This window comes from Aurantimonas sp. A2-1-M11 (genome assembly GCF_036549475.1).
In the GTDB taxonomy this organism is placed as follows: domain Bacteria; phylum Pseudomonadota; class Alphaproteobacteria; order Rhizobiales; family Rhizobiaceae; genus Aurantimonas.
Map to the genome: position 1 here is coordinate 21,090 of NZ_JAZHLI010000029.1, position 26,244 is coordinate 47,333.

Below are 26,244 nucleotides of genomic sequence, written 5' to 3' on the forward strand. Positions count from 1 at the left end.
CGGCTAACGTATACATTGACAGGAGGGGCTGCGGCATCGATAGTCACAGCCGGAGTGAGGGCGCCGCCGGCTGGGCGGCGCTTCGGAGGAAACGAGGCGGGACACCCTGCCTCGGCAGTGGGTTGCCATGTGCCGCCCCGCAATCGATCTGGGAGGATCCATGTACAGACGCACCTTGATGTCCATCGCCGCGGCGCTGATGGGAACGACGCTGCTCGGCGTGGGCGCAGCTTCCGCGCAGAGCTATCCTGACCGGCCGATCCAGATGATCGTGCCTTGGGGCGCCGGCGGCGGCACTGATGCGGTGGGCCGCATTTTCGCGTCGCTGCTGCAGGAGGAACTGGGCGTTCCGGTCAATGTCGTGAACCGCACGGGCGGCTCCGGCGTGGTGGGGCACAGCGCCATCGCCAATGCCGAGCCCGATGGCTACACGATCGGCGTCATGACGATCGAGATCGACATGATGCACTGGCAGGGCCTGACCGAGCTGACCTACGAGGATTTCGACATCCTCGCCATGGTCAATGCCGATCCGGGCGGCGTCATGGTCTCGGCCGATTCCGAGTATGATTCCCTCGAGAAGCTGCTCGAAGCCGTCAAGTCGCAGCCCAAGGGCACCTTCAAGGCCTCCGGCACCGGCCAGGGCGGCATCTGGCATCTCGGCCTCGCCGGCTGGCTGCTCTCCGAAGGCCTCGAGCCGGACCAGGTGACCTGGGTGCCGAGCCAGGGCGCGGCACCGGGCATCACCGACATGGTCGCGGGCGGCGTGGACATCGTGCCGTCGTCGCTGGCCGAGGGCCGCTCGATGATCGACGCCGAGCGCGTCCGTCCGCTGGCCACCATGGCGGCCGAACGCCAGGACGCGTTCCCGGACGTGCCGACACTCAACGAGGCCACCGGCTCGGACTGGACCCTGGCGGTCTGGCGGACGATCGTCGGCCCCGACGGCATGCCCGACGACGTCAAGGCCACGCTGACGGCGGCCATCGAGAAGGCCTACAACAGCGACCAGTACCAGTCCTTCATGAACGACCGCGGCTTCGGCATGCGCTGGGCCTCCGGCGACGAGGCGACCAAGATCGTCGCCGATGACGACGCCAGCCTCGGCGAAGTCATGAAGAAGGCCGGACTGGCCCAATAGCAGGACAGATGGCGGCGCCTTCGGGCGCCGCCATTGCTTTGCAGTCACTGCGACATGTCGGCCGACGTTTATGCCGGCGGGCCGCAGCCCGATGCGTCCTGTCCGCGCGCAGGCGGCCGCCTGCAATGACCGACGTCAATCCCCGGACCGGCCTGTCGCGCCGTGTGCTCTTCCGATCAGTTCCAGGCGAGGATGGCTCCGCGTCCATGAAGTTGAACGATCTCTCCCTCGGAATTCTCGTGTTGCTGTGCGGCGGCGGGATCTACCTCTCCGCGCTGCAGTTCTCGCCCATCCCCGGGCAGTCCTACGGGGCCGAGACCATGCCGACGACCATCGCCCTGGTCGCGATCGGCCTTGGCATCTTCATGATCGGCAAGGCCGTGGTGGCCCGCAGCGGCCAGCCTGCCCTCGCCCTTGCCGACTGGGCCCGCTCGCCGGTGGCGCTGCTCGGCCTGTCGGTCGCGCTCGGCCTGGTCCTCTTCTACATCCTGTTCTCCAGGGCGATCGGCTTCGTCCCAACCGCCTTTCTGGTCATCGTCACGCTGATGCTCACCTTGCGCACCCGGCCGGTGACCGCGATCGTCGTGTCGCTCCTGGCGACCATCGTCATCCAGCAGGCGTTCGGCCGCCTGCTCCTCGTTCCGCTTCCGCGCAGCGCCCTCGGATTTCTCTGGTAGTCGAACATGTCCGTCATCGTGGAAGCCCTCGGGCTCGTCTTCCAGCCCTACGTCCTTCTCGTCATCCTCGGCTCGGCGTGCTTCGGCATGTTTGTCGGGGCGATCCCCGGCCTCACCGCGACCATGGCGACGGCGCTGCTCGTGCCGATCACCTTCTTCATGGATCCGGTCCCCGCCATCGCGGCGATCGTCACCGCCACGGCCATGGCGATCTTCGCCGGCGACATTCCCGGCGCGCTCCTGCGCATGCCCGGCACGCCCGCCAGTGCGGCCTATGTGGAGGACGCCTATCGGATGACGCGCTCGGGCCGATCCGAGGAAGCCCTCGGCGCGGCGCTCGTCTTCTCCGCCATCGGCGGCATCTTCGGCACCATCGTCCTCGTCACCGCCTCACCGGCGCTGGCGGAGGTTGCGCTGAAATTCTCGTCCTTCGAATATTTCTGGCTGGTCGTCCTCGGCCTCTCCTGCGCGATCTTCGTGTCGCCGGGATCGGTCACCCGCGGGATCATCTCCCTGCTGATCGGCCTGTTCGCCGCCACCATCGGCATCGACAATCCGGCCGGTGAGCCGCGCTACACCTTCGGCAATGTCGAATTGCTGGCAGGCGTCCAGTTCATTCCGGCGATGATCGGCCTCTTCGCGGTCTCGGAGGTCCTGCGATCGGTGGTCTCGCGCACCGACCGGCCCGCCGTGACCCGCTCCACCGGCGACGGCGTTTTCAGGAGCCAGTGGGCCAATTTCAAGCGCTATCCTGTCCAGGTGTTTCGCGGAAGCGTGCTGGGCACCGCGATCGGCGCCCTGCCCGGCGCCGGCGCCGACATTGCCGCGTGGATTTCCTACGCCGTCAGCAAGCGCTTCTCCAAGCAGCCGGAGAAATTCGGCACCGGCCATGTCGAGGGCCTGGTCGAATCCGGCGCCTCCAACAACGGCGCCGTCAGCGGCGCCTGGATTCCGGCGCTGGTCTTCGGCATTCCCGGCGATTCGATCACCGCGATCGTGATCGGCGTTCTCTACATCAAGGGCATCAATCCGGGGCCGACCGTCTTCATCAACGACCCGCAGCTGATCTACGCGGTGTTCATCGTCTTCTTCCTGGCCAACATCATCATGCTGCCGCTGGGCTGGGTGGCGATCAAGTCGGCCGGGACCATCCTGGCGATCCCCGAGCGCGTGCTGATGCCGATCATCCTGATGTTCTGCATCGTCGGGTCCTTCGCCATCAACAATTCGATCTTCGGCGTCATCCTGATGCTGATCTTCGGAATCCTCGGCTTCCTGATGGACGAGAACGACATCCCGATCGCACCGGCGATCCTCGGCCTGGTCCTCGGCCCCATGCTGGAGCAGAACTTCATCACCTCGATGATCAAGGCGGACGGCAGCTTCCTGGCCTTCTTCGAGCGCCCGATCGCTGCCGGCCTCGGCCTGTTCACCATCGCGATCTGGTGCCTGCCGCTGATCGTGATGATGGTCGCCCGGCGTAGCCGGACAGCGCCCGACCTCAACGCGGCCGACTGAACGCCCGCCGCGCCACGTGGTGCGTTCCCCTGCAATACCAGTCCCGATACGGCTCGCATGCTGATCGGCCGGCGATGAATTCAGACGATTCATCGCCGGCAAACGACTTTACGGGCATTGCAGCGAGGATTATGAGAACGATCGTTCGCTCTCATGCTCGGTTCGCTGCCCGTGCCGCTGAATACGCTTCCGTCCGACAATTCCGCCATGACGGTCCCGGACCAGCGCCGCTGCCAGGTTCTGGTCGCCGCGCGCGCCTGTTTCGCGCGGGCCGGGTTCCATGGCGCGTCGATGCAGCAGATCTGCGCCGAGGCGAAGATGAGCCCGGGCGCGCTCTACCGCTATTTTCCTTCCAAGGACGCCATCATCGAGGCGATCGCCGAGGAAGAGCGCGGCAACGCCGCCAATTGCATGGCGCTGCTCGGGGGCCCCGGCAGCATCTTCGACCGCATCACCGCGGTGGCGATGGACTATCTGCGCCAGACGCTGGATCCCGACACCGGCGGCCTGATGGTCGAGATCTGCTCCGAGAGCATCCGCAACACGGCGGTCGGCAAGCGCTTCCACGAGATCGAGATGGACGTGCGCCGGGCCTTCCGCGAGGCGCTGCAGCAGTCCCATGATGCGGGCGAGATCGCCGCCGACGTTGATATCGAGGTCGCGCTGACGGTTCTCCTGTCCGTCGGGGACGGACTGGTGATGCGCCTGCAGATCGAGAACGACTTCGACATCGAATCCATCGAACCGTATCTGCGGCGCATGGTGGTGGGGCTTCTGGCGCCGCCGCAGCCCGGCACACCCTAGCAGCGAGCCGCTGCAAGGCGAAATCCGAAGCCGGGCGGACCGGCGACGGGGCGTTTCATCAGGCGGGCCTGTCCCGCAAGACATCGAGGCCATCATGTTCCTCCGACCCCTGGTCCTCCTCCTGGCCGCCGCAGCCGTGATGTCGCCGATCACCGCCATTGGGCAGGAGGCCCCCGTCGCCACCGCGCAGCCACAGGCACCGAGCGTGTCGGTGGTCGAGGCGACCCGCCGCGAGATCGTCTCGACCGTCACCGTCACCGGCACGCTGCGGCCGCGCGAGATGGTTGTCGTCGGCAGCGACGTGGAAGGCCTGCGGATCGAGGCGCTGCTGGCGGACGAAGGCGATACCGTCTCGGCCGGCGACGTTCTCGCCCGTCTCGATACCGAGATGATCGAGATCGACCTGGCCCGCAATGAATCCCAGACGGCGCGCGCCGAGGCGGCGATCGCCCAGGCCAGGAGCCGCATTCTCGAAGCGGAGTCGATCGCGACCGAGGCACAGTCCGCCCTCGCCCGCACCCGGCCCCTGGCGCAGAAGGGGATCGTCGGCCAGGACGTTCTCGACCAGCGCGTCTCGGCTGCCGCGTCCGCCGATGCCGCCCTTGCCAGCGCACGCCAGGGCGTCGCCGTCGCCGAGGCCGACAAGGCGCTGACCTTTGCCGAACGGCGCGAACTCGAACTGCGCAGGTCGAAGGCCGAGATCAAGGCGCCGACCGACGGGCTGATCCTGTCGCGCGCGGCGCGCCTCGGCAGCGTCGTGTCCGCCGCCAGCGGCAGCCTGTTCGAGATGGCCCGGGACGGCCTGATCGAGCTGGACGCGGACGTCGGCGAGACGGCGCTTCGCAACCTCGCCGAAGGCCAGGCGGTCACCGTGACCCTGCCCGGCGGGGGCGACACGATCGACGGCACCATCCGTCTCGTCTCGCCTCTGGTCGACGCCACGACCCGGCTTGGCCAGATCCGCGTGGCGCTGCCCACCTCGCCGGACCTGCGCAGCGGCAGTTTCGCCCGCGGCGTCGTCGAGATCGCCCGCTCCAGCGGCATCGTCGTGCCGCGCACGGCGATCATCGCCGACGCCGACAAGGCGGTCGTGCAGGTCGTGCGCGACGGCATGATCGAGACCCGCGCGGTCACGCTGGGCATCACCACCGGCAGCGACGCGGAAATCCTGAAGGGTCTTGATGCGGGCGACGCGGTCGTGGCGCTGGCCGGCACATTCGTGCGCGACGGCGACACGGTGACGCCCGTGCCCCTCAGGACGGCGGAGATCGAGGGATGAACTGGAACTTCTCGGCATGGGCGATCCGCAATCCGGTCCCGCCGATCCTGCTCTTCTTCGTGCTCGTGTCGCTGGGCATCGTCAGCTTCATCAACCTGCCGATCACCCGCTTCCCGAACATCGACGTACCGGTCGTCGCGGTGACGATCACCGAATCCGGCGCGGCGCCGTCGGAACTGGAGACGCAGGTCACCAAGAAGGTCGAGGATGCCATCGCCGGCATCTCCGGCGTCAAGCACGTGACCTCGACCATCACCGACGGATCCTCGGTGACGGCGGCCGAATTCCGGCTGGAGATCGACACCGACCGCGCCACCAACGACGTCAAGGACGCGATCGCCAAGATCCGCTCCGACCTGCCGCGCACGATCGAGGAACCGATCATCCAGCGCATCGAGGTCGAGAACCAGTCGATCGTCACCTATGCGGCGGCAGCCCCCGGCAAGACGCCGGAGCAATTGTCCTGGTTCGTCGACGACATCGTGATCCGCGCCCTGCAGGGCCTCAACGGCGTCGGCCGGGTCGAGCGCATGGGTGGTGTCGAGCGCGAGATCCAAGTGCGGCTCGATCCCGACCGGCTGGCCGCTCTGGGCGTGACTGCCGGCGACGTGAACCGGCAGCTGCGGTCGACCAATGTCGACCTGTCGGGCGGCCGCGGCGAGTTCGGCGGGCAGGAGCAGGCGATCCGCACCCTGTCCTCCGCCGATACGGTGCAGGGGCTTGCGGAGACGCGTATCTATCTGCCCGGCGGGCGCCAGGTGCGGCTGGCCGAGCTCGGCGAGGTCGTCGACAATTGGGAGAAGCCGCGATCCTTCGCCCGGCTCGACGGCCGGCCGGTGGTCGCCTTCTCGATCTACCGCTCCAAGGGGGCGAGCGACACCACCGTCGCCGACCGCGCCGCGGAAGCGGTGGCCAAGCTGGCGACGGCGCATCCGGAGATCACCTTCTCCAGGATCGACGACAGCGTCACCTATACCTACGGCAATTTCGAATCCGCCATGGAGACACTCGCCGAGGGCGCGCTCCTGGCCGTGATCGTGGTGCTCCTGTTCCTGCGCGACTGGCGCGCGACGGCCGTCGCGGCGATCACCCTGCCGCTGGCCGCCATCCCCACCTTCTGGGCGATGGACCTGATGGGCTTTTCGCTCAATCTCGTCAGCCTGCTCGCCATCACGCTGGTGACCGGCATCCTGGTCGACGACGCCATCGTCGAGATCGAGAACATCGAGCGCCACATCGGCATGGGCAAGAAGCCCTATCGAGCGGCGATGGAGGCGGCCGACGAGATCGGCCTCGCCGTCATCGCCATCACCATGACGATCATCGCCGTGTTCTCGCCGGTCAGCTTCATGGGCGGCATCGCCGGCCAGTATTTCAAGCAGTTCGGCCTGACGGTGGCCGTGGCGGTGTTCTTCTCACTGCTGGTCGCGCGCCTGATCACGCCGATGCTGGCGGCCTTTTTCTTCCATGCCCATGCGGTGGGGGGACCGAGCTTCGGTCGCATCCTGCGCCGCAGGCTGATGCTGCTGGCGCCGCTGGCGGGCCTTGCGATCGGCGTCCTCTTCGCCCTCGCCTTCCTGCCGATGGCCGGGTCGGACAACCCGGTCGCCTCCGCCCTCGCGCCCTATGCCGCCATGTTGCCGGCGCTGAGGCTCGACCAGGCGACGGAACTGTCGCTCGCCATCATGGCAGGGGCCGTGGTGCTTGCCATCCTCCTGGCCTATCTCGGCATGCCGCATCCGACCGAGCAGAAGGACGGCCTGCTCATGCGTGCCTATACGCGCTTCCTGCGCGTCACGGTGCGCTGGCGCTGGATCACGCTGGCCGTCGGCATCGGCCTGTTCGCCCTGTCGATCGATGCCGTGAAGTACCTGCCGACCGGCTTCATCCCCAAGGAGGATGCCTCGCGCATCGTCGTGTCGCTGGAACTGCCCCCCGGCTCGACCCTCGAGACCACCCGCGCCGTCACCGACGACGCCGTCGCCTCGATCCGCGAACTGCCCGAGGTCCGCAGTGTTCTCGCCATCGGCGGATCGAGCCCCACCGGCACGCTTGAGGTGCGCCGCGCCGCCCTGACCATCAATCTGGTGCGCAAGTTCGAACGGACCCGCAGCCAGGGTGAACTGGAACCGATCATCGACGCCAAGCTGGCGGCGATCCCGGACATCCGCTCCTATTACGTCAACGATCGGGGCGAGCGCGAACTGTCCGTCGGCGTTCTCGGCGACGACGGCGAAAAGGTCGCGGCCGCGGCCGCCGATCTGGAAGCCCAGATGCGGAGCGATCCGATCTTCGCCAATCCCTCGGCCATGGCCTCCTTCGCCCGTCCGGAGATCCGCATCGTCCCGCGGCTCGACAAGGCGGCTGATCTGGCCAAGTTCAATGTCGGCACCCGCCAGGTGCCGATCCGGGTGGAACTGCGCGAAAGCGCCCGGCAGGACCTGTCGACCATCCGCAATCTGCGCGTGACGACCGGCACCGGCGCCTCGGTCCCGCTGGACAGCGTGGCCGACATCGGCTTCGGCCAGGGTCCGTCCACCATCGACCGCTACGACCGCGAGCGGCTGGTCAAGGTCGGCACCTCGATGGCCCCCGGCTACGAGATCGGCCAGGGCAGCGAGCGGATCATGACGCTTCCGGCGGTCAAGAACCTGCCGCCCGGCGTGCGCATCCAGGAAGTCGGCGACGCCGAGATCCAGGGCGAGGTCTTCGCCGGCTTCGCCTCGGCCATGAGCGCCGGCATCATGATGGTCCTCGTCGTGCTGATCCTGTTGTTCGGAAGCGTCTTCCTGCCGATCACCATCCTGGCCTCGCTGCCGCTGTCCGTCGGCGGTGTCGTCGGCGCGCTGCTTCTCACAAACACGGCGATCTCGATGCCCGTGGTCATCGGCATTCTGATGCTGATGGGCATCGTCACCAAGAACTCGATCATGCTGGTGGACTTCGCCGTCGAGCAGGAAAAGCACGGCATGGCCCAGACCGACGCGATCATCGACGCCGGGCGCAAGCGCGCACGGCCGATCATCATGACGACGCTGGCGATGGCGGCGGGCATGGTCCCGGCCGCCCTGGCAACCGGCGAAGGCGGCGAGTTCCGCGCACCGATGGCGATCGCGGTGATCGGCGGCCTCCTGGTCTCCACCGTCCTGTCGCTGGTCTTCATCCCCTCGCTCTACACGCTGATGGATGATCTCAGCCACACGGTGGGCCGGATGTTCCGCTGGCTCCTGCGGCCCAATGCCGGCGACGAGAGCGGTGCGGACGCTGGCGACACGGCGCCTCATGGGAAACAGGCGGAGACGGATACCACGCAGGAGGAGCAGGATGCGCCGTCCTGGCGCCGGGTCACCGAGTTTCCCCAGCGCGCCCGCGACGAGCTGCGGCCGCCCAAGATGCAGCCGGCAGCCGAATAGCCGACGGCCGCAGCGCGCTGCGTCAGCCGGCCTTGTCGTCCGATCCGGCCAGGCCGAATTCCGCCAGGACCCGCTCGGTGTCCTCGCCAAGCGCCGGCACCCGGCCGAATTGCGGCAGCTTGCCGTCGACCAGGAAGCCCGGCGCCAGCATCGTCACCGGGCCGGTGGGGGTTTCAACCGTCACCGTGCGGTTCTGGGCGTGGTGCCTGACGTCCTCCATCGTCGACAGCCGGCCATAGGCGATCTTCGCCGCCTCCAGCCGCTCGGCCATGGCGTCGCGGGCGTAGCGCGAGAAGACGTCCTGAATGATCGCCTCCAGCGCCGGCCGGTTGGCAACCCGCGCATTGTTGGAGGAGAAGCGCTCGTCGGTGGCGAGATCGGGCAAATCGAGTGCCTTGGCGCACAGATTGCCCCATTCGCGCTCGTTCTGAATCGAGAACAGGATCGCGCGCCCGTCGGCGCAGTCGAACGCCCCGTAGGGCGCAATGGTCGGATGGCTGAGCCCGTTGCGCGGCGGCGTCTTGCCGCCATAGACATATTGCAGATACGGCACGTTCATCCAGTCCGACAGCGCGTGGAACAGCGACAGCGAGATATGCCGCCCCTCGCCGGTGCGCTCGCGCACGAACAGCGCCTGCATGATCGACGACAGCGCCGTCATGCCCGCCGCGATGTCGCAGACCGAGACGCCGACGCGGGCAGGCCCCTCGGCATTGCCGGTCACCGAGGACAGGCCGGTCTCGGCCTGGACCAGCAGGTCGTAGGCTTTCAGATGCGCGAAGGGCCCGTCGTCGCCATAACCGGAGATGGCGCAGGTGATCAGCCGGGGAAAGCGCTTCCGCAATTCCGCCATGTCGAAGCCCAGCCGCGCAATGACGCCGGGTGCGAGGTTCTGGATGAACACGTCGGCCTCGCCGATCAGCACCGCCAGGCGCTCGCGGTCGGCCGGGTCCTTCAGATCCATCCGGACCGATTCCTTGCCGCGGTTCAGCCAGACGAAATAGGCGCTCTCGCCGTGGACGAGGCTGTCGTAGCCGCGGGCGAAATCGCCCTCCGGCCGCTCGATCTTCAGGACCCGCGCGCCCGCATCGGCCAGCCGCCCCGACACGTAGGGCGCGGCGACGGCCTGCTCGACAGAGACGACGAGAATGCCGGCGAGATCATCGTTCATGGGGCTCTCCGCAGGTTTTGAGCGGCATGGCGAGCGCTCGCATGGGGACCGTAACGGCCGAGGCGGCCATCCCGATGGCGGTGACATCGTAAGGCCGGAAATGCAATAAGCGCCCGACCGACGCTGCGCATCCGGCGGCAGGTGCTCGGGCGCAGAAACCGGCGGAAGGGGTCGCAAGATGGGCGGAACGCCGATTGCCGAGGCGGACTTCGTCCGGTCCGTCGCCGACGCACTGCAATACATCTCGGTCTATCACCCGCCGGATTTCGTCGCCCATCTGGCAAGCGCCCATGCGCGCGAGCAGAGCCCGGCGGCGAAGAACGCCATGGCGCAGATCCTGGTCAATTCGCGCATGGCCGCGATCGGCGGCCGGCCGATGTGCCAGGACACCGGCACCGTCAACGTCTTCGTCAGGATCGGCATGCAGGCGCGCATCGACAGCCGCCGCCCGATCGCCGAGCTCGTCGACGCGGCTGTGGCCGACGCCTACACCGATCCGGCCAATCCGCTGCGCGCCTCGATCGTCGCCGACCCGATCTTCGAGCGCCGCAACACCGGCAACAACGCCCCCGCCGTCACCCATGTGGAAATGGTCGCCGGCGACAGCGTGCGGGTCACGGTCGCGGCCAAGGGCGGCGGGTCGGAGAACAAGGCGCGGTTCGCCGCGCTCGACCCCGGCGCCTCTCTCGTCGACTGGGTGCTGCGGACCGTCGAGGGACTCGGTGCCGGCTGGTGCCCGCCCGGCCTCCTCGGCATCGGCGTCGGCGGCACGGCCGAGAAGGCGATGCTGCTGGCCAAGGGAACGCTGATGGCGCCCATCGACATGACCGATCTTCTCGCCCGCGGCCCGTCGTCGAAGCTGGAGGAACTGCGGATCGAGATCTACGAGGCGGTGAATGCGCTCGGCATCGGTGCCCAGGGCCTCGGCGGCCTGACCACCGTGCTCGACGTCAAGATCGCGACCCATCCGACCCATGCCGCCTCCAAGCCGGTCGGGCTGATCCCGCAATGCGCCGCCGACCGGCATCTGAGCTTCGTCCTCGACGGCTCCGGTCCCGCGACCTTCACGCCGCCCCCGATCGACCTGTGGCCGCAGATCGCCCTGAGCGGCGCCAGCAAAACGCGCCGGGTCGGCCTCGACCACCTGACCCGCGAAGAGGTCGCGGGCTGGAAGGCCGGCGAGACGCTGCTTCTGTCCGGCCGGCTCCTGACCGGCCGCGACGCGGCACACAAGCGCATGGCGGCCATGCTCGACCGCGGCGAACCCCTGCCCGTCGATCTGGAGGGACGGGCGATCTACTATGTCGGCCCGGTCGACCCGGTCGGCGACGAGGTCGTCGGCCCGGCAGGCCCCACCACGGCCACCCGCATGGATCCGTTCACCGACCAACTCCTCGCCGCCACGGGGCTCCTGGTAATGATCGGCAAGGCCGAGCGCGGCCCCGCCGCCATCGACAGCATCCGCCGCCACGGCGCCGCCTATCTCATCGCCGTCGGCGGCGCGGCCTATCTGGTGTCGAAGGCCATCCGCTCGTCCCGCCTCCTCGCCTTCGACGATCTCGGCATGGAAGCGATCCGCGAATTCACCGTCGAGGACATGCCGGTGACCGTCGCCGTCGACGCCGCCGGCACCTCGGTCCACACGACCGGCCCGGCCCGTTGGCGCCGGCCGCAGATCCGTGTCGGCGGTGCGCCGGTCTCGCCTTGAGCCGCCCGGCCGGGACGCAGCGTATCAAGCGACGATTGCGGCCCGGGCCGATCAGGCGATAACGTCGCGCAGACAGGGATGGGGAGACCGCCATGGGTGATGCACCGACGGACGAGGGGCGCTGGAAGCATGACGGCGTGCGCGTCATCAAGGGCGACCGGCTGGATTCTAACACGGCGCAGACGCCGGGCATGTTCCGGCAGGCCGCGATCAACCACGCCCGCGTCGGAGCGCAGAAGATCTGGGCCGGCACGGTGACCATCGAGCCGAATGCCAAGACCGGCGTGCACCACCACGGCGCCCTGGAGAGCGTCATCTTCGTCCTGCGCGGCAAGGCGCGGATGCGCTGGGGCGAGCGGCTGGAATATGTCGCCGAGGCCGAGGCGGGCGACTTCATCTTCGTGCCGCCCTACGTGCCGCACCAGGAGATCAACGCCGATCCGGACGCGCCGCTTGAATGCGTGCTGGTGCGTTCCGACAACGAGGCGGTGGTCGTCAACATCACCGATGTCGAGCCGGTCGAGCGTCCCGAGGAAGTCTATTGGGTCGATCCGATCCACAGCCATCCCGATGCCGACAAGGATGCGTCTTGAGCCGGCTTCCCGGATCGGCGACAAACGCGACCGGACGAGGAACGGGTTCCGGCCAGGACCAGCCCCGCAGAGGAGACGCGACCGATGGCCGACAGTGACGACACGACGGCAGCCGCCGTCCTGGTCTTCGGTTCGCTGAATGTCGACCTCGTCTGCCGGGTGGCGAGTATCGCCCGGCCGGGTGAGACGGTGCTGGCCCCGCGCTACGAGCAATTGTTCGGCGGCAAGGGTGCCAACCAGGCGGTCGCGGCGGCGCGCATGATCGGCGGGGCCGACAAGGTCGCCATGGTCGGCGCGATCGGCGACGACGTCCTCGGCCGCGCAGTAGCGGACAATCTGCGCGCCGAGGCGATCGACGTCAGCGGGCTGCAGACCGCGCCGGAGCGCACGGGCTGCGCCTTCATCTCGATCGACGCGGCGGGCGAGAACGCCATCACCGTTGCGAGCGGCGCCAATGGCTGCTTACGGGCCGACGCGCTCGCCCCCGGCCGGCTCGGCCCCCGGAGCATCCTCGTCCTGCAGATGGAGGTTCCGCTGGCCGAATGCGTCGCCGCGGCAACTGCCGCACGCCAGGCCGGCGCCCGCACGGTGGTCAATCTGGCGCCGGTCCCGCCCGATCTCGACGAGGCGGCCATGCTGCAGCTGATGGAACTGGCCGACGTGCTGGTGGTCAACGAAAGCGAATTGCGCGCCGCCGCGGCGATCTGCGCCGTCGAGAGCGAGAACGCCGCAGAGCGGGCCCACACCCTGTCGGAGCGCCTGGACCTCGCCGTCATCGCGACACGGGGCTCGCGCGGCCTGATCGTTGCCGACCGCAACCGGCCGCCGCGCTCCCTTCCGGCGATGAGCGTGGAAATCGTCGACACGACCGGCGCCGGCGACACCTTCGTCGGCGTCTTCGCGGTCGGCCTGTCCGAAGGCCGCGAGGTCGGCGCGGCGGCCGAACGCGCCGCGGTCGCAGCCTCCCTCGCCTGCCGCAAGCTCGGCGCCCAGTCGGCCATGCCGACCGCCGTCGAAGTCGAGCGCGCCATGGCGCAGCAGACCGCCTAGAACCGGGCAGCGAGCGCTACCGTCGTCAGCCCCAAGACCGGCGACACTGCGGACCCCGCCATCGCCGGACGTTGCGCAGTTCAGCTTCGCCTTGCCCGGCCCGGACTGGCGACGGCTGATCTGCCGCAACTGTCCGGCATTTCAAAACTGCGGCCGGCTGTCCTAGGATCGCAGCATCCATGGCGGAGGCCCGACGAACGATGACCGATCATGCCACGATAGGCTCGCACCCCCTCGCCTACCCGGTCGCCTCGCGCCTGATGCACTGGCTCGTCGCGGTGCTCCTCCTCGCGGTCTGGCCGCTCGGCGCGGTGATCAAGGTGGTCCAGGACGACGCCAAGACCGGCTTCTACCTCTTCCACGAATCGCTCGGTTTCATGATCCTCTGGCTGATGCTGGCCCGGCTGTGCCTCCGGCTGCTCTATCCGCCGCCGCCCCACCCGCCGATGCCCCTGTGGCAGAAGCGCGTGGCGGACATCGTCCATGGCCTTCTCTACGCCGTGCTGATCGTCCAGCCGATCATCGGGTTCCTGGCCACCAATGCCTTCGGCTTCCCGCTCGATTGGTTTGGTCTCTTTACGGTCTGGAGCCCGCTCGGCAAGTCGCCGGATCTCGCGCCGATCCTAATGAATGTGCATGAAATCCTGGGCTGGTCGATTCTGGCCCTCTTCGTCCTGCATATGGGCGGCGTGCTGCACCACCACATCCTGCGCCGCGACGCGACGCTGCATCGCATGATCTGACCGGCCGCCCGGCCGGTCAGCGCGGCAGGGCCAGGACGTCGAGATGGCCGACGCGGCAGCTGCCGCGTTCGACATTCTCCATCCGCATGCGCTGCCAGTCGGCAAGCTCCGGTGTGGTGATCTCGCCAGTTTCGGCCACGGCGTCGGCCATGCCCGCGACGAAGAGGCGCTGCAGCGACACCGCGCGCGCGTCCAGAGCCCAGGGCGAGGATGCCGTGCGCACGTCGTAGCCCCGCGCCGCAAAGGCGTTGACGAGCGCCGGCCCTGCGTCCGGGCCGAGCGCCGCGCCCAGTCCCTTGTCCCGGCGCTGGTGGCTGTTGAATGCCTTCACCACCGCCGCATCGAGCGGATGCGCTTCGCTCCAGGCGACGTTGCCGTCGTAGTTGAGCGCCGCATAAAGACCCGCCTGCTCGGCGACCAGCCGGTCCGCCAGCCCCTCGACGAAATCGCGCGAGGCGAGATCGAACAGGGCCGAGGCAGTGGCGAGCCGGATCCATGCCAGATCAAGCGCATCCAGATCCGTCAGATTCGCCTGAACCGTCTCCACGTCACTGGCCGCGGACAGCCGCCGCGTTGCCTCGGCCAGCAGCGCGGGATCGTTGTCGACCAGCCGCCAGCGAAGCTTCGGCGCATGGGGCGCAACCGCGCGCAGGGTCGAGCCGGTACCGCAGCCGAGATCGACGGCGAGAGCTGCCTCGCCTGCCCTGGCCAGCCAGGCGACCGCGCCCTGCAGCAGCGCCGCGTCGCGGGCAGCGCCATCGGCGGGCTCGCGCAGGTCGAGCCAGGTCGTATCGAAACCGCTCATGCCATGGCCTTCTTCAATGTTCGGGAAAGACTGTCTGCGGTCTGCCGCCAGGAGGGCAGCGCCTGCCCTGCCGAATGGGCCGCGGCCGCCATGGTGTGGCGCCGCTCCGGATCCGCCAGCATCATGCGCAGAGCCTCGGAAAACGCCACGGCGTCACCCGGCGCAACGAGCGTGCCGGCCTCCGAAGGTACCACGTCGGGCACGGCGCCCCCGGCGCATCCCACGACGGGCAGGCCGTGGGCCAGCGCCTCCGCAAACACCATGCCGTAGCCCTCGTAGCGGCTGGCAAGCGCAAAGATGTCGGCGCCGGCATATTCCGGGCCGGTCTCGGCGATGGCGCCGCACAGCGTGACCCGGTCGCCGAGCCCGAGATCGGCGATCCGCGACCTGAGGGCGGCCGCAATTGCCGGGTCGGCCCCGTCGTCGCCGACGATCCGGCACCGCCAGGCAAGATCCTCGATCCTCGCCAGCGCCGCCACAAGGGTCGCGTGCTCCTTGCGCGCGATCAGGGAGCCGATCGCAAGGATCACCGGGACCTCCCCGCTGCCTGGCGCCTTCGCCGCAGCCTCCGTCCCGGGCACGGCGACCGACAACCGGGCTTCGGCCACGCCGAAATGCGCCACCAGCTCCCGTGCCGTGGCGGGGCTGGTCGTCACGATCTGCCGTGCAAAGCAGAGCGCCAGCTTCTCGCTCCCGGCCAGCGCCACCGCCGTCGCCGCGTCGAGCCCGGTTTCCAGCGACAGAGGGTGATGGACCAGCGCCACAAAAACCAGCCGTTCGGCCTCGGCCGCGACGACGTCGGGCATCGCCCCGAAGGCCAGGCCGTCGACCAGCACCAGAGCGCCGTCCGGCAGTCCGGCCAGCGCCTGCGCGGCCCCTGCCAGGGCCGCCGCGTCCGGTCGCGGAAAGCCGCACGGCAATGGCAGATGCACAACCTGCCAGCCGAGCGCGCGGAGTTCGGCGATCACCCGCCGGTCGTAGCCATAGCCGCCGCTGCGGGTGGCCAGGTCGCCGGGAATCGCGAAATGCAGCGTTCCGATCAAAGATCGGCCTCGTACCAGCCGCGCGCCACATGGGATTCGTGCAGCTGCACCTTCAGCCGCTTCACCCGCGCCCCGCCCGGGCCCAGATCGCCGGCGGCGATCTTCGCCGCGATGTCATCGAAGAGGTGCTTTGCCAGGAATTCCGTCGTGGTGACCTTGCCGGCGAAGATCTCCAGCGTGTCGAGGTTCTGGTAGTTCAGCGGCTTGACGACGCTGACGAGAATCTCTGTCGCAAGGCCGATGTCGATGGCCAGGCCATCGGCATCGAGGCTGTCGGTAAAGAAGGCCGCATCGACGACGAAGGTCGCGCCGTGCATGCCCTGGGCCGGCCCGAAGACGGGACGCGGCAGGCTATGGGCGATCATCATGTGGTCGCGGACTTCGACGGCAAACATGGCAGGTCCTTTCGGTGGATCAGTCGTGTGGGTATTCAGTCGTAACGGACGCGATGGCACAGGGTCGCCGGATCAGCGAGAATCCCCGCATAGCGCCCGGGCAGATCGGTAAAGCGCGTCTCCCCGGACACCAGACCATCGAGGCGCGGATCGTCCAGCAGCGCCAGCGCGGCGGCCAGGCGTCGGCCGAGGCTCCAGCGCGCCCGACGCTCGGGCGGCACATGGCCCACCTGCGAGCCGACGATCTGCAGCCTGCGGCTGTGGAACGCGCCGCCGAGCGGCACGCTGACCGGCCGGTCCCCATACCAGCTCAGCTCGACGATGCGCGCCTCGAACCCTGCCGCATCGATCGCCGTGGCGAGGCCCGCCGCGCTGGCCGAGGCGTGGATCACCACGTCGCAATCATGGGGTATGTCGGCAGGAGCGGCGAAGCGGCAGCCCAATGCCCGTGCGATCGATGCGCGTTCGGGGTTGAGATCGACGAGGCAGGTGTCGGTGCCGGGGATGCCGGCCGCAAGCCACGCGACAAGCAGGCCGACGAGCCCGCTCCCGACGACCGCGACCCGGTCGCCCGGCGCGATCCGCGCGTCCCAGACCACGTTGAGCGCCGTCTCCATGTTCGCCGCCAGCACCGCACGCTCTGCCGGCAGGCTGCCCGGAACCGGCACTGCCATCCCCGCGGGAAGCTGGAACCGGTCCTGATGCGGATAGAGGCAAAAGACAGTTTCGCCGAGCCGTTCGCCCGGACCGGCGACGACCTCCCCGACCGTCGCGTAGCCGTATTGCACCGGAAACGGGAAGTCGCCGTCCTGGAAGGGCGCACGCATGCGCTCATGCTCGCTGGCCGGCACGCGTCCGGCCGCCACCAGCGCCTCGGTGCCGCGGCTGATGGCGCCGAAGCGGCTGGCGATCTCCACCATGCCGGGGGCGAGCGGGCCGAGTTCCTGCGAACGCAGGGCCGGCTGGTCCGGCCCCTCCAGCCAGAAAGCGCGACATTTGGTCGTCATGGGCGTGGCGGCCTCCCGACCGATTTTCTGGGCAGATCGCGTTGGCGGCGCCGCGATTGTGTACGCCGCCTTCGGGCATCGCCCCGTCGTGCCGGTGGCAAGTGATTGAAACTCCAGACACGGCGGCGTGAAGACCGCCGGGACTGGTGCATGTCGCGAGGGGAACTAAATCCGTGTCTCGTCCGGTCAACCGGGCTGCGACAGCCCGTCCGTTTCGTGAGGGGTGACGATCTATCTCATGTCGGGTGGTGGGGATTTCTCACCTCGACCCGACATAGGGTGCCAGCGGCCGATCAACGGCCCATGCAACGCGAGCGGTCCGCAACGGGGGCCAGAACGGGCGGGAAGGATGACCATCCACACGAACGCTTCGGCGGCACAACCGGCGAGCCTGGCACTGGCCTCCTTTGGCCCGGACGCGGCGATCCGCTGCGAGCGGGCTGCGGCGGAACTGCGGTTCGGCCGCCCGGTCAGGATCGTCGGCACACGCGGCGAGGCGCTGATCGCCCTTGCCCTCGACACCGCCACGCCTGCGACCTTCCAGGAACTGGCCGGCACGCTGGGCGACCGCCTACATCTGTACCTGACACCGCAGCGCGCCAGGGTCCTGTCGATCGACGCGCCGGGCGGCGCGATGGTGCCGCTCGCCGGCCTGGATCTCGACGCGGCCTGTCATCTCGGCTATCTGCGCGGCGCTCTCCCGCCGCAGGGCTGGCGCCCGGCGAACCCGCTGGCTGCAGAGGCGGTCGGAGTTGCCCGGCTGGCGCTGCTGCTGCCGGCCCTCGTCTGCGCCACCGTTGCGGCCGACGAACCCGTCTTTGCCGACTGCGCCACGATCGGCGTGGGCGACATCGACGTGGCACTGGCCGCCACGGCACGCCGTTTCCAGGTTGTTGCCGAGACCGCCGTTCCGCTGAAGGGGATCGACGAGGCACGCTTCGTGGTCTTCCGCGGCGGCTTCGCCCAGCGCGACCAGATCGCCATCGTCGTCGGCCAGCCCGATCGCAGTTTCCCGGTTCCGGTCCGGGTCCACTCCTCCTGCATCACCGGCGATCTTTTCGGCTCGCTGAAATGCGATTGCGGCGACCAGCTTCGCAACGGCCTGAAGACGCTGGAGGCGCGCGGCGGCGGGGTGCTGCTCTATCTCGACCAGGAAGGGCGCGGCACCGGCATCGCGGCAAAGATGCGCGCCTACGGCTTGCAGGCAGAGGGGCTCGACACGATCGACGCCGACGCCGAACTCGGATTCGGAGCGGACGAGCGCCGCTACGAGACCGCCGCCGCCATGCTCGACGGCCTCAACATCAAGCGGATCGACCTTCTGACAAACAATCCGCTGAAGGTGGCGTATCTCAAGGCCTGCGGCATCGACGTGGTCGACCGCACCCCGGTCACCGGCACGGTGACCGCCGAGAACCGCGGCTATCTGCGCACCAAGGCCGAGCGCGGTGGCCATATGCTGGCCGTCGACCGCCTGTACGGCGGCTGAGACGCAGCGATCAGGCGGGGTCGAGGAAGCAGTAGACGTCGCCGGAATTGGCCGCCTCGGGCAGCCGCGCAAGACGCTCGGCCATGGCCGGGGCGGATTCCTCCGCCGGTGTCTCCCAGGCATGGCTCTCGCCGATCGACAGCTTGAACCGGCGGTAGCCGAGCGCCGCTGCCCGGTCCAGCGCCGCCAGCGCCACGTCCCGCTGCAGCGTGGTGAACTCGAACGACAGGATCGGGACGGGCGGGCCGAGCCCGGCCAGCACCCGGTCTTCCAGCCCCTCCACGTCGATCTTGATGAAATCCGGCCGGCCATGGGCGGCGATCAGCGCGTCGAGCGTCGTCGCCGGCACGATGACCGCCCCGTCCCAGACCTGATCCTGCCATCCGGTCCCGCCGGTCGCCGCCGCAACCAGCGCGTCGGAGCCGGTGGTAACGGTCGGGTTGGCATGGTTCACGTGCAGCCGGATCTCGCCAGGCGCATCGCTCACCGCCGCCGCGACGATGGTGATGCGGCGACGCCAGCCGAAGGCGAGCCACAACAGCGCGGCCAGCCGCGGCTGCGGCTCTACCGCGACGACCCGCGCCCCGAGGCGGTGGAAGATGCGCGTCCGGTCGCCGACATGGGCGCCGATGTCGAACACCAGATCGCCCGGCCGCACGAAGTCGCGGTAGAAGTCGCCAAGGCTGCTCAGATGGCCCCCGTCGCCATGATAGACGGCCAGGCTGCGCGCGATCCCGGACCAGCCACGCCACACCGCCATGCCGGCGCCCGTCATCCGCTCCTGCCGATTTCGGCGTCGATCCGGACGGGCACCGGCGCGGCATAGGCGTTGCGGATGGCTTCGCCGGCGGCGGGCCGGCGCCAGCGCCGCGCCGTGGCCGGCACGAGGTTTTTCAAGACCAGCGGCAGTGCGGATTCCTCCGGCACGGCAAACAGGCCGGCGCGCGACAGGAACCGACCGAGCGCCGGCATCGCCGTCATGACGGTGAAGGGAACGGCCAACAGCAGGCCCGCCACGAAGGGCAGCGACCAGACCAGCGCCAGCGGCGCGGCGGCAAACAGCGTGACGGCCATGACGCTGCCGAACAGGGTCTGCGGCCACATCGCGCGCAGGGCCGAGCCCCAGCCGACGCCGAGCACGTCGCGGTTCTGGCCACTCCAGGTGACCGAGCGGCCGAAGGGCAGGCCGGCCAGGAAGATCGTCACATAGACCGCGGCGACCGGCGCCAGCAACATCGACACAAAGATTTCGGTGACCGTCGAGACGGCGAAGCGCAGCGGTCCGCCATAGGAGCGGACGGCGCCGCGGGTCAGCATCACGTCGAGCGCGCCGGCAATCTTGGGCGAGATGCTGAGAAGGAAGATGAGCACGAACAGCCCCAGTCCCAGTTCGACATAGCGGGCGTCGAACGTGCCGGTGACGGCCTTGGCGCAGGCTGCGATGGTCATCGCCAGCCAGGCCGGCGGTGCCAGATACATCAGGATCGCCTGCAGGACCTGGAACCGGCTGAGCGGTGCCAGGCCGGGCGCGAACAGGAACCGCCAGTACTGCATGTTGCCCTGGCACCAGCGCAGGTCCCGCTTGGCGAAATCCGGCAGGGTCGGAGGGTTGGTCTCGTAGCTCCGGGTCTCGACCGGAATCACCCGGACCTCGTAGCCCGAGCGTCGCATGAACGCCGCCTCGAGCTGGTCGTGGCTGAGCACCGGTCCGCCCAGAGGTGGGCGTCCCGGCAGGTCCGGCAGCCGGCAGAAGGCGCGGAATGCCTCGGTGCGGATCACCGCATTGTGCCCCCAATAGGAGCCGCAGTCGGCGTTCCACCAGGCCGCGCCCATGGTGAAGGAGCGCATGCCGTGGCGCATGCCGAACTGGAAGATCCGCGCAAAGCCGCTGTTCGCCGGCATGCCGACCACGAGGCTCTGCAACAGGCCGAGCCGCGGATGGCGCTCCATCGCCGCGACCATGCGCACGACGACGTCGCCGGACATCACGCTGTCGGAATCCAGCGGCAGGAAATAGTCGTAGGCGGCGCCCTCGTCGGCGAGGAAGGCCGCAATGTTGCCCGCCTTGAAGCCGGTATTGTCCCGCCGGCGGCGATACACGGGCTCCCCTTCCGGCGCGAAGATGGACGCAAAGCCGGCAAAGGCCTCCTCCTCGCGCCGGGCGATCGCTGCGTCGTCGGTATCGCTGAGGATGAAGAAGCGGAAACGGTCGGCAAGGCCGGTCTTGGCGAGGCTGTGCTTCATCGCCTCCAGGCGTTCGAAGCTCGGCTCCGGTGCCTCGTTGCGCAAGGTCATGACGATGGCGGTGCGGCTGGCGAGCTGCGTGGGGCGCCCTGCCGGCCCCTCGTGGAAGAACGGATAGACGCTTGCGGCGGGATCGGCCGGGCCGTGCAGCAGGCACAGGCCGATGACCGCGTTCCAGAAGCCCAGCACGGTCCAGGGCGTCGCCAGCGCGAAGCCGGCGAGGATCACCGCCTCGAGGGCATCGATGCCGTCGCCGGACAGGATGACGTAGACGCCGACGGCCAGCCCGCAGATCGTCACCAGATTCAGTGCGGCGACGAACCAGCGACGCAGGGCCACCGGCCAGCCGGCCGTCACTATGGGCGGGAGCGCGGCAGCGTCGGCAATCGGGCGGTCCTGCCAGACCTCATGGCGGGCTTCGCCGCGACTTGGGGGTATGCGGAGCACGTCTCGCACCTCGAATGACGATGATTGTCGCGGCCGGCGGACCGACGCATCGGATTCTCGCGCAATGCTGCGTGCGCGAACAACCGCATGAATGCCGAAAACGCGACGGTTCGATGACCGTTGCATGTTGGAACCGCGTCGGATCGCCTCACCGGAGACGATCGGCTGCGGCCGGACCGTCTATGGATCGGCCGCCGCGGTCGCGGCGGGTGCGAAAGCCGGCCGGTCCGCATCCAGATACCAGTACCGCGCCGCCGGCTTGTCGCGTTCGATCATCACGAAATTGTTGGCGAAGACCCGGTAGGGATGGCTCCATTCGCCGTCGGGCCATTGCACGCGGATCTCCGCCCGCTCGGCCGTCCCCAGGCCCAGATGCACGAAGCCGGACGTGCCCGCGGCGTGACCGCCGCCGACCTGGATCGTCCGGTTGAGCGATGTGGTGCCGATCTTCACCGACAGCTTGGCACCCAGCGCCGCGCGGTTGCCGCCCGTCTGGCTGAGCGAAACCTGCAGGAAATTGCCCAGCGGCCGCGTGCCGAAACCGGTCTTGCCGCCGAGATTGCGGAAGAGGCTGGCCGGCCCACCGCGATTGATCACCAGGATGTCCTCGGCCCCGTCGAGGTTGAAATCGGTGATCAGCGCGCCGCGCCCCTTGGTGGGCAGGGCCAGCCCGGCCGCCTCGCCGCGCTCGGTGAAGCGGCCGTCGAACCCGCCCATCAACAGGTTGTCCGGATCGTAGGCGGCGAAATCCGGCATCGCCTCGACATTGCCCTTGGCGATGAAGAGATCCAGCGCCGCGTCGTTGTTGAAATCGGCGAAGCCCGCGTGCCAGCCCGTCGAGGGCTTGCCCTGGTCGCCGGCATAAGGCCGGTGCGCGGTCGCCCTACGCTCGAAGGCCTCGTCGCGATAGGTCGGCGCATCCTCGAATTCCCGGTCGAGGAATTGCAGCTTGGTGTCGCCCATCGAGGTCAGGGCGTAGTCGGGATAGCCGTCGCCGTCGATGTCGCCCTCGGCGATGCCCATGCCCCAGATGGTCAGATGCCGCCAGCCATCGGCCTTGCGATAGGGCCGCGGCGCGCGGCCGGGCTCCACCCGCCACAGCTGCTCCTCGCCGCCGCGATAATATTGTCGGTCATTGGTGATCCGCAGCGACGGCTGGCCGGAGCGGTTCCAGTCGGTGAACAGCATCGACAGCGCGCAATAGCCGGGGCTCAGCGCCATCGGCTCGGAATAGTCCGGCCGGCCGTCACCGCTGTCGCGCGGGCGCACCAGCACACTGTCGGCGCAGGTGCCCCAGGGCGATCCCGGGGCGGTGCGGTCGACATAATTGCCGAAGGCGAGCGTCGGATAGGTCGCGCCCGGCTCGACGATGGCCGAGAAGGCGGTGGTCCAGGCGCGGCCGCCATCGAACTGCCAGTCGAAATTCGCCTTCTCGAAGCGACAGTCCGGCCCGCCCTTCAGAAGAAGGTTCGCACCGACCCGCAGCACCACCAGATCCTCGTGGCCGTCCTGATCGATGTCCAGCGGATATGCGCCGGTGACGTTGGTTAGGTCCTTCGGGTCGATGTCCTGCGCCAGCTTCTCGAAGGCGAGCGACCCGCCGGCCTGCGAACGGTTGGCGTAGAAGCCGGCTTCGCCCTTGCCGCCGGCCAGGAACAGGTCGGGAAAGCGGTCGCCATTGCAGTCGAAGGCCGCACCGCCGCCGCCGACGAAGAACTCCCACGGGCCGCCATAGCTGTGGACGATCCCGGCAGCCTTGGCTTCCTCTTGGAACAGCGGCGTGTCGCCGGCAAAGGGCAGCGGCACGTCCGCGGGCCCCGCGGCAAAAGCGAGGTGCGCCGAAGCCAGCAGGCAGAGCCCGGCGCCGATCAGGGCGCGGGTGTCGGCGAGATCCCGGCGGGCGATCATGGCGCGATCCTCAGCGTCTTGAGCCAGGCGATCAGCGCCGAGCGCTCGGCTTCGGCAAGATCGCGATAGGCCACAGCGCTGGCGCTCGCCGCGCCGCCATGGGCGCGGATCACCTCGTCCAGCGTCGTCATGTCGCCGCGATGACCGTAGGGCGCCGTGTCGGCCAGCCCCCAGAGTTCGGCGGTCATGAAGACGTCGCGCTCGACGAAGCGCTGGGCCAGCGTCTCGTTGCCGAGATCGGCGGTACGGGTGTCGGCGATGCGGTGGCGCTTCAGGTCGCCGAACAGCGGCACCAGCACCCGGCCCTGGGCATCGCGCGGCAGTTCCCTGGCCCATGCGGTCGCGGCGAGGTCGTAGATCGCCGGATTCTCCACGTCGCCGGCGCGCAAGGTGCCGGCCATGTCGACCGGGCCAGGATCGGAAAAGGCCAGGCTGTCCAGCGGCAGCGATGGCCGATGGCAGCTCCCGCAGCCCAGATCCGCGAAGACATTGCGCCCCTCTGCGGCCGCCTGTTGCCAGGCGGTGTCATCCGGGACCACCTCGCCTGGCGGCGGCAGCGTCGCCTGCCAGGCGACCATGGCCGAGACCTCGCCGGCGCCGAGCTCGTCGCCATGGCCATCGCCGTCGAAATCCGCCGTGCCGGTCCAGCGCACGCCCCAGCGTTCGTCGGGCTGCATGCCGTGATGCTGGTTGAGGGCATTGACCGTGAACTGGCGCAGCGAGGTCATCACCCCCTTCTGGGTGAACGGCCGCACCACCAGATCGTCGTCGACGCCGTCGAGTTCGCTCAAATCCACCGACCCGTCCGCAAAGGCAGTGATGCGGCCGAAATCGACGCCCTTGGACACGAGCGCGCGACGCACCTCGCCGCCGCTCGCCCGGGCCTGCCTGAGCGCATCGGCCCGTACCGCCGTGAGATCGACCGTCATCTCGCGCGCCAGGAGTTCGATCAGGCCGGCGCCGAAGAGATGATTGGTGCCGCGCTCGTTGGAAAACTGCGGATCGAGCGTGTCGAACTCGGCGCTTTCGAAGCCTTCCGAGACGAAGGCGTTGGCCACGAAGCCGCCGGCACCACCCGCCACCGGCTCGTTGTGGCAGGAGGAGCAGGCATTGGCATCGGGCCCGGCCAGGCGCTGGAAGGCGTTCTCGGCCGGCCGCCGGCTACGCGTCGGCACGATCGCCTGGGTCGCGCCGGGTCGCCCGGCCCCGTCGAGTATCGTGAAGCGTGCCTCGAACAGGGCGCGGCCCTTCTCGACCAGATCGGCGAGCGCGTCGGCGGACAGCAACCCGGCCAGCGTCGCCGGATCGATCCGCTCGACGACGACGCGTTCGCTCCAGGGCGGCTCCTCGGCGACTGCGGGCACGACCGGCGCGGCGATCACGATCGCCAGTCCGATGCACGCGGATGCCAGCGGTCTGGACATCATGCTGCCTCCCTTGCCTCGGCGCCGCCCGCCCCGGCGAACTCGCCATCGACCGCCGCCAGAGCCTTGGCCGCGGCCGCCTCGAACACCAGTTCATCGACATCCTCGACCCGCGAGAAGGGTGTGTCGATCCCCACGCCGTCGATGGCGCTTTCCCCGATGCCGGCGCGGATGGTCGGCTCCAGGAGGTCCATGGCATGGGCCCCGGCACCGGTGACCACGATCGGCAAGGGGTCGATCAGCGTGAACATGCGACCCAGGCTGTAGCCGATCGCCGTGCCGGCCTCCTCGAAGGCCGTCATGGCGTCGGCGTCGCCGGAGCGGGCGAGCGCCGCCAGACGGTGCATGTCCTCGTCCGAGATCCGCCGCGTCGGAATCTCGTCGGTCCCGCCATGGGCCCGCCGCCATATCGCGTAGTCGCCGGCATAGGCCTCCACGCAACCGCGATTGCCGCAGCGGCAGAGGGCGCCACCGGGAATGTGGTTGATGTGGCCGAACTCCACCGCGGAGGAGCGCTGGCCCTGGAAGGTGCTGCCGCCGAGCCGCAACCCCATGCCGACACCGAAGCCGATGAACAGCGTGGCGAAGTCGCGGCCGACGAAGTCGGGCTTCCAGCGGAACGCTTCGGGCATCAGCGAGCAGTCGTTGAAGACGTCGACCGCCGCTCCGGTGAGCGCCGACAGCGGCCCGGCAATGTCTAGGTCGCGGGCCTTCAGGGTCGGCGACCACAGGATGCGCCGGGCGTTGCTGTCGGTCTTGCCCTGGACGGCCAGCACGATCTGCCGGGCCGGCGGCGCGTCGGGGCGCGCCTGCCCCGCCTGATGCAGGAGATCCGCAAGCAGCGTCACCAGCCCGTCCTGGTCGAGATCGGCGATATCGCGTTCGCATGCAGCCGCGCCCAGCGTCGCGCCGCGATAGTCGCACAGGCGCACTGACAATTCGCCGACGGCGATCTTGGCGGTGGCAACGGTGGCCGCCGTTGCCTGCAGTCCGAGGCTTTTGCCGGGCCGGCCGCGGCGCGCGGCGCGTTCGTCCTCGTCAATCTCGACGATGAGATCGGCGCGCAGCATGCCGGTGGTGATGGCGGACGCGGCCGAGACCGACAGTCCCGTGGCGGCACTGATCGCCTTGCGCGTGGCGATTCCGGTGCGTCTGAGATGGTCTATCACCGCGCGGCGATTGTGAACGCGCACGGCATCGGCATCGGTCTTGGCGAGCATGATCCTCTGGTCCTCCCCCGCCATGGCGGCCGCCCTCCTCGGCGGACAGCCATAGCCCTATTGTCATGTTGACACGCCTGGAAATTGCTGTCACGATTTTTTCCGAGGCTTGGAAAAAGTCTCGACGGCCGGGATGTGGGCCGGAGACATTAGAGCGGGCGCCAG

20 protein-coding genes and 1 pseudogene are annotated in these 26,244 nt (G+C 69.0%); 11 read left to right on the forward strand and 10 right to left on the reverse strand.

Annotation, left to right across the window (positions count from 1 at the left end):
* The first annotated feature begins 160 nt into the window (after nt 1–160).
* The 6 genes from VQ042_RS14185 (at nt 161) to VQ042_RS14210 (ending at nt 8,832) form a co-directional block, all read left to right on the forward strand.
* Nucleotides 161–1,141 (forward strand): Bug family tripartite tricarboxylate transporter substrate binding protein, encoded by a 981-nt coding sequence (locus VQ042_RS14185; protein ID WP_331820349.1) that lies wholly within the window; start codon nt 161–163, stop codon nt 1,139–1,141.
* A gap of 206 nt (nt 1,142–1,347) precedes the next feature.
* On the forward strand, nt 1,348–1,818 hold the full coding sequence (locus VQ042_RS14190) for a tripartite tricarboxylate transporter TctB family protein (RefSeq protein ID WP_331820351.1): 471 nt from the start codon (nt 1,348–1,350) through the stop codon (nt 1,816–1,818).
* Nucleotides 1,819–1,824: 6 nt separating this feature from the next.
* Nucleotides 1,825–3,336 carry a tripartite tricarboxylate transporter permease gene (locus VQ042_RS14195; protein ID WP_331820353.1) on the forward strand — a complete coding sequence of 504 codons (1,512 nt, stop codon included), beginning with the start codon at nt 1,825–1,827 and terminating at the stop codon, nt 3,334–3,336.
* A 153-nt stretch (nt 3,337–3,489) separates the two neighbouring features.
* Nucleotides 3,490–4,140, forward strand: a complete 651-nt coding sequence (locus VQ042_RS14200; protein ID WP_331820355.1) for a TetR/AcrR family transcriptional regulator — start codon at nt 3,490–3,492, stop codon at nt 4,138–4,140.
* 94 nt (nt 4,141–4,234) lie between these two features.
* Entirely contained in the window at nt 4,235–5,419 is a 1,185-nt protein-coding gene (locus VQ042_RS14205; protein ID WP_331820357.1) for an efflux RND transporter periplasmic adaptor subunit, read from the forward strand.
* Nucleotides 5,416–8,832: an efflux RND transporter permease subunit gene (locus VQ042_RS14210; protein ID WP_331820359.1), complete on the forward strand. Its 3,417-nt coding sequence runs from the start codon at nt 5,416–5,418 to the stop codon at nt 8,830–8,832. The genes VQ042_RS14205 and VQ042_RS14210 overlap by 4 nt, the downstream gene beginning before the upstream one ends.
* Nucleotides 8,833–8,854: 22 nt before the next feature.
* Here VQ042_RS14210 and VQ042_RS14215 read toward each other — a convergent pair whose 3' ends face one another.
* Nucleotides 8,855–10,003 carry a CaiB/BaiF CoA transferase family protein gene (locus VQ042_RS14215; protein ID WP_331820361.1) on the reverse strand — a complete coding sequence of 383 codons (1,149 nt, stop codon included), beginning with the start codon at nt 10,001–10,003 and terminating at the stop codon, nt 8,855–8,857.
* Nucleotides 10,004–10,181: 178 nt separating this feature from the next.
* Between VQ042_RS14215 and VQ042_RS14220 the strand changes: the two genes are divergently transcribed.
* The 4 genes from VQ042_RS14220 (at nt 10,182) to VQ042_RS14235 (ending at nt 14,097) form a co-directional block, all read left to right on the forward strand.
* Nucleotides 10,182–11,711: a fumarate hydratase gene (locus VQ042_RS14220; RefSeq protein ID WP_331820363.1), complete on the forward strand. Its 1,530-nt coding sequence runs from the start codon at nt 10,182–10,184 to the stop codon at nt 11,709–11,711.
* Nucleotides 11,712–11,803: 92 nt separating this feature from the next.
* Complete coding sequence (locus VQ042_RS14225; RefSeq protein WP_331820365.1) at nt 11,804–12,304, forward strand: cupin domain-containing protein; 501 nt, start codon at nt 11,804–11,806, stop codon at nt 12,302–12,304.
* Between the two features lie 84 nt (nt 12,305–12,388).
* On the forward strand, nt 12,389–13,354 hold the full coding sequence (locus VQ042_RS14230) for a ribokinase (protein WP_331820367.1): 966 nt from the start codon (nt 12,389–12,391) through the stop codon (nt 13,352–13,354).
* 200 nt (nt 13,355–13,554) lie between these two features.
* On the forward strand, nt 13,555–14,097 hold the full coding sequence (locus tag VQ042_RS14235) for a cytochrome b (protein WP_331820369.1): 543 nt from the start codon (nt 13,555–13,557) through the stop codon (nt 14,095–14,097).
* Nucleotides 14,098–14,113: 16 nt separating this feature from the next.
* Here VQ042_RS14235 and VQ042_RS14240 read toward each other — a convergent pair whose 3' ends face one another.
* From VQ042_RS14240 to VQ042_RS14255, 4 genes are read right to left on the reverse strand one after another with little or no spacing between them, the layout of a single operon-like run.
* Nucleotides 14,114–14,902, reverse strand: coding sequence for a methyltransferase domain-containing protein (locus VQ042_RS14240; RefSeq protein WP_331820371.1), 789 nt, complete (start codon nt 14,900–14,902; stop codon nt 14,114–14,116).
* Nucleotides 14,899–15,945 (reverse strand): glycosyltransferase family 4 protein, encoded by a 1,047-nt coding sequence (locus VQ042_RS14245; RefSeq protein WP_331820373.1) that lies wholly within the window; start codon nt 15,943–15,945, stop codon nt 14,899–14,901. Before VQ042_RS14245 ends, VQ042_RS14240 begins: the two co-directional genes overlap by 4 nt.
* Entirely contained in the window at nt 15,942–16,340 is a 399-nt protein-coding gene (locus VQ042_RS14250; protein WP_331820375.1) for a 6-pyruvoyl trahydropterin synthase family protein, read from the reverse strand. The genes VQ042_RS14245 and VQ042_RS14250 overlap by 4 nt, the downstream gene beginning before the upstream one ends.
* Nucleotides 16,341–16,375: 35 nt before the next feature.
* Nucleotides 16,376–17,347: a zinc-dependent alcohol dehydrogenase gene (locus VQ042_RS14255; protein WP_331820377.1), complete on the reverse strand. Its 972-nt coding sequence runs from the start codon at nt 17,345–17,347 to the stop codon at nt 16,376–16,378.
* Between the two features lie 349 nt (nt 17,348–17,696).
* Between VQ042_RS14255 and ribA the strand changes: the two genes are divergently transcribed.
* Nucleotides 17,697–18,836: a GTP cyclohydrolase II RibA gene (ribA, locus tag VQ042_RS14260; protein ID WP_331820379.1), complete on the forward strand. Its 1,140-nt coding sequence runs from the start codon at nt 17,697–17,699 to the stop codon at nt 18,834–18,836.
* A 10-nt stretch (nt 18,837–18,846) separates the two neighbouring features.
* Here ribA and VQ042_RS14265 read toward each other — a convergent pair.
* The 5 genes and pseudogenes from VQ042_RS14265 to VQ042_RS14285 all read right to left on the reverse strand — a co-directional run.
* A pseudogene (locus tag VQ042_RS14265) lies at nt 18,847–19,494 on the reverse strand (FkbM family methyltransferase); the annotation flags it as partial.
* Between the two features lie 113 nt (nt 19,495–19,607).
* Complete coding sequence (gene mdoH / locus VQ042_RS14270) at nt 19,608–21,527, reverse strand: glucans biosynthesis glucosyltransferase MdoH (RefSeq protein ID WP_331820383.1); 1,920 nt, start codon at nt 21,525–21,527, stop codon at nt 19,608–19,610.
* Nucleotides 21,528–21,707: 180 nt separating this feature from the next.
* A complete protein-coding gene (locus tag VQ042_RS14275; RefSeq protein ID WP_331820386.1) occupies nt 21,708–23,435 on the reverse strand; it encodes a CRTAC1 family protein in 1,728 nt (575 codons plus the stop codon).
* Nucleotides 23,432–24,862, reverse strand: a complete 1,431-nt coding sequence (locus VQ042_RS14280) for a di-heme oxidoredictase family protein (RefSeq protein ID WP_331820388.1) — start codon at nt 24,860–24,862, stop codon at nt 23,432–23,434. The genes VQ042_RS14275 and VQ042_RS14280 overlap by 4 nt, the downstream gene beginning before the upstream one ends.
* On the reverse strand, nt 24,859–26,103 hold the full coding sequence (locus tag VQ042_RS14285; protein WP_331820390.1) for an ROK family protein: 1,245 nt from the start codon (nt 26,101–26,103) through the stop codon (nt 24,859–24,861). Before VQ042_RS14285 ends, VQ042_RS14280 begins: the two co-directional genes overlap by 4 nt.
* Nucleotides 26,104–26,244 lie beyond the last annotated feature (141 nt).

Excerpts from the sequence above, each read along its gene's own strand:
- VQ042_RS14185 (WP_331820349.1), top strand. The coding sequence starts at position 161 with ATGTACAGACGCACCTTGATGTCCATCGCCGCGGCGCTGATGGGAACG.
- VQ042_RS14190 (WP_331820351.1), top strand. The coding sequence starts at position 1,348 with ATGAAGTTGAACGATCTCTCCCTCGGAATTCTCGTGTTGCTGTGCGGC.
- VQ042_RS14195 (WP_331820353.1), top strand. The coding sequence starts at position 1,825 with ATGTCCGTCATCGTGGAAGCCCTCGGGCTCGTCTTCCAGCCCTACGTC.
- VQ042_RS14200 (WP_331820355.1), top strand. The coding sequence starts at position 3,490 with ATGCTCGGTTCGCTGCCCGTGCCGCTGAATACGCTTCCGTCCGACAAT.
- VQ042_RS14205 (WP_331820357.1), top strand. The coding sequence starts at position 4,235 with ATGTTCCTCCGACCCCTGGTCCTCCTCCTGGCCGCCGCAGCCGTGATG.
- VQ042_RS14210 (WP_331820359.1), top strand. The coding sequence starts at position 5,416 with ATGAACTGGAACTTCTCGGCATGGGCGATCCGCAATCCGGTCCCGCCG.
- VQ042_RS14215 (WP_331820361.1), bottom strand. The coding sequence starts at position 10,003 with ATGAACGATGATCTCGCCGGCATTCTCGTCGTCTCTGTCGAGCAGGCC.
- VQ042_RS14220 (WP_331820363.1), top strand. The coding sequence starts at position 10,182 with ATGGGCGGAACGCCGATTGCCGAGGCGGACTTCGTCCGGTCCGTCGCC.
- VQ042_RS14225 (WP_331820365.1), top strand. The coding sequence starts at position 11,804 with ATGGGTGATGCACCGACGGACGAGGGGCGCTGGAAGCATGACGGCGTG.
- VQ042_RS14230 (WP_331820367.1), top strand. The coding sequence starts at position 12,389 with ATGGCCGACAGTGACGACACGACGGCAGCCGCCGTCCTGGTCTTCGGT.
- VQ042_RS14235 (WP_331820369.1), top strand. The coding sequence starts at position 13,555 with ATGACCGATCATGCCACGATAGGCTCGCACCCCCTCGCCTACCCGGTC.
- VQ042_RS14240 (WP_331820371.1), bottom strand. The coding sequence starts at position 14,902 with ATGAGCGGTTTCGATACGACCTGGCTCGACCTGCGCGAGCCCGCCGAT.
- VQ042_RS14250 (WP_331820375.1), bottom strand. The coding sequence starts at position 16,340 with ATGTTTGCCGTCGAAGTCCGCGACCACATGATGATCGCCCATAGCCTG.
- VQ042_RS14255 (WP_331820377.1), bottom strand. The coding sequence starts at position 17,347 with ATGACGACCAAATGTCGCGCTTTCTGGCTGGAGGGGCCGGACCAGCCG.
- ribA (WP_331820379.1), top strand. The coding sequence starts at position 17,697 with ATGACCATCCACACGAACGCTTCGGCGGCACAACCGGCGAGCCTGGCA.
- VQ042_RS14275 (WP_331820386.1), bottom strand. The coding sequence starts at position 23,435 with ATGATCGCCCGCCGGGATCTCGCCGACACCCGCGCCCTGATCGGCGCC.
- VQ042_RS14280 (WP_331820388.1), bottom strand. The coding sequence starts at position 24,862 with ATGATGTCCAGACCGCTGGCATCCGCGTGCATCGGACTGGCGATCGTG.
- VQ042_RS14285 (WP_331820390.1), bottom strand. The coding sequence starts at position 26,103 with ATGGCGGGGGAGGACCAGAGGATCATGCTCGCCAAGACCGATGCCGAT.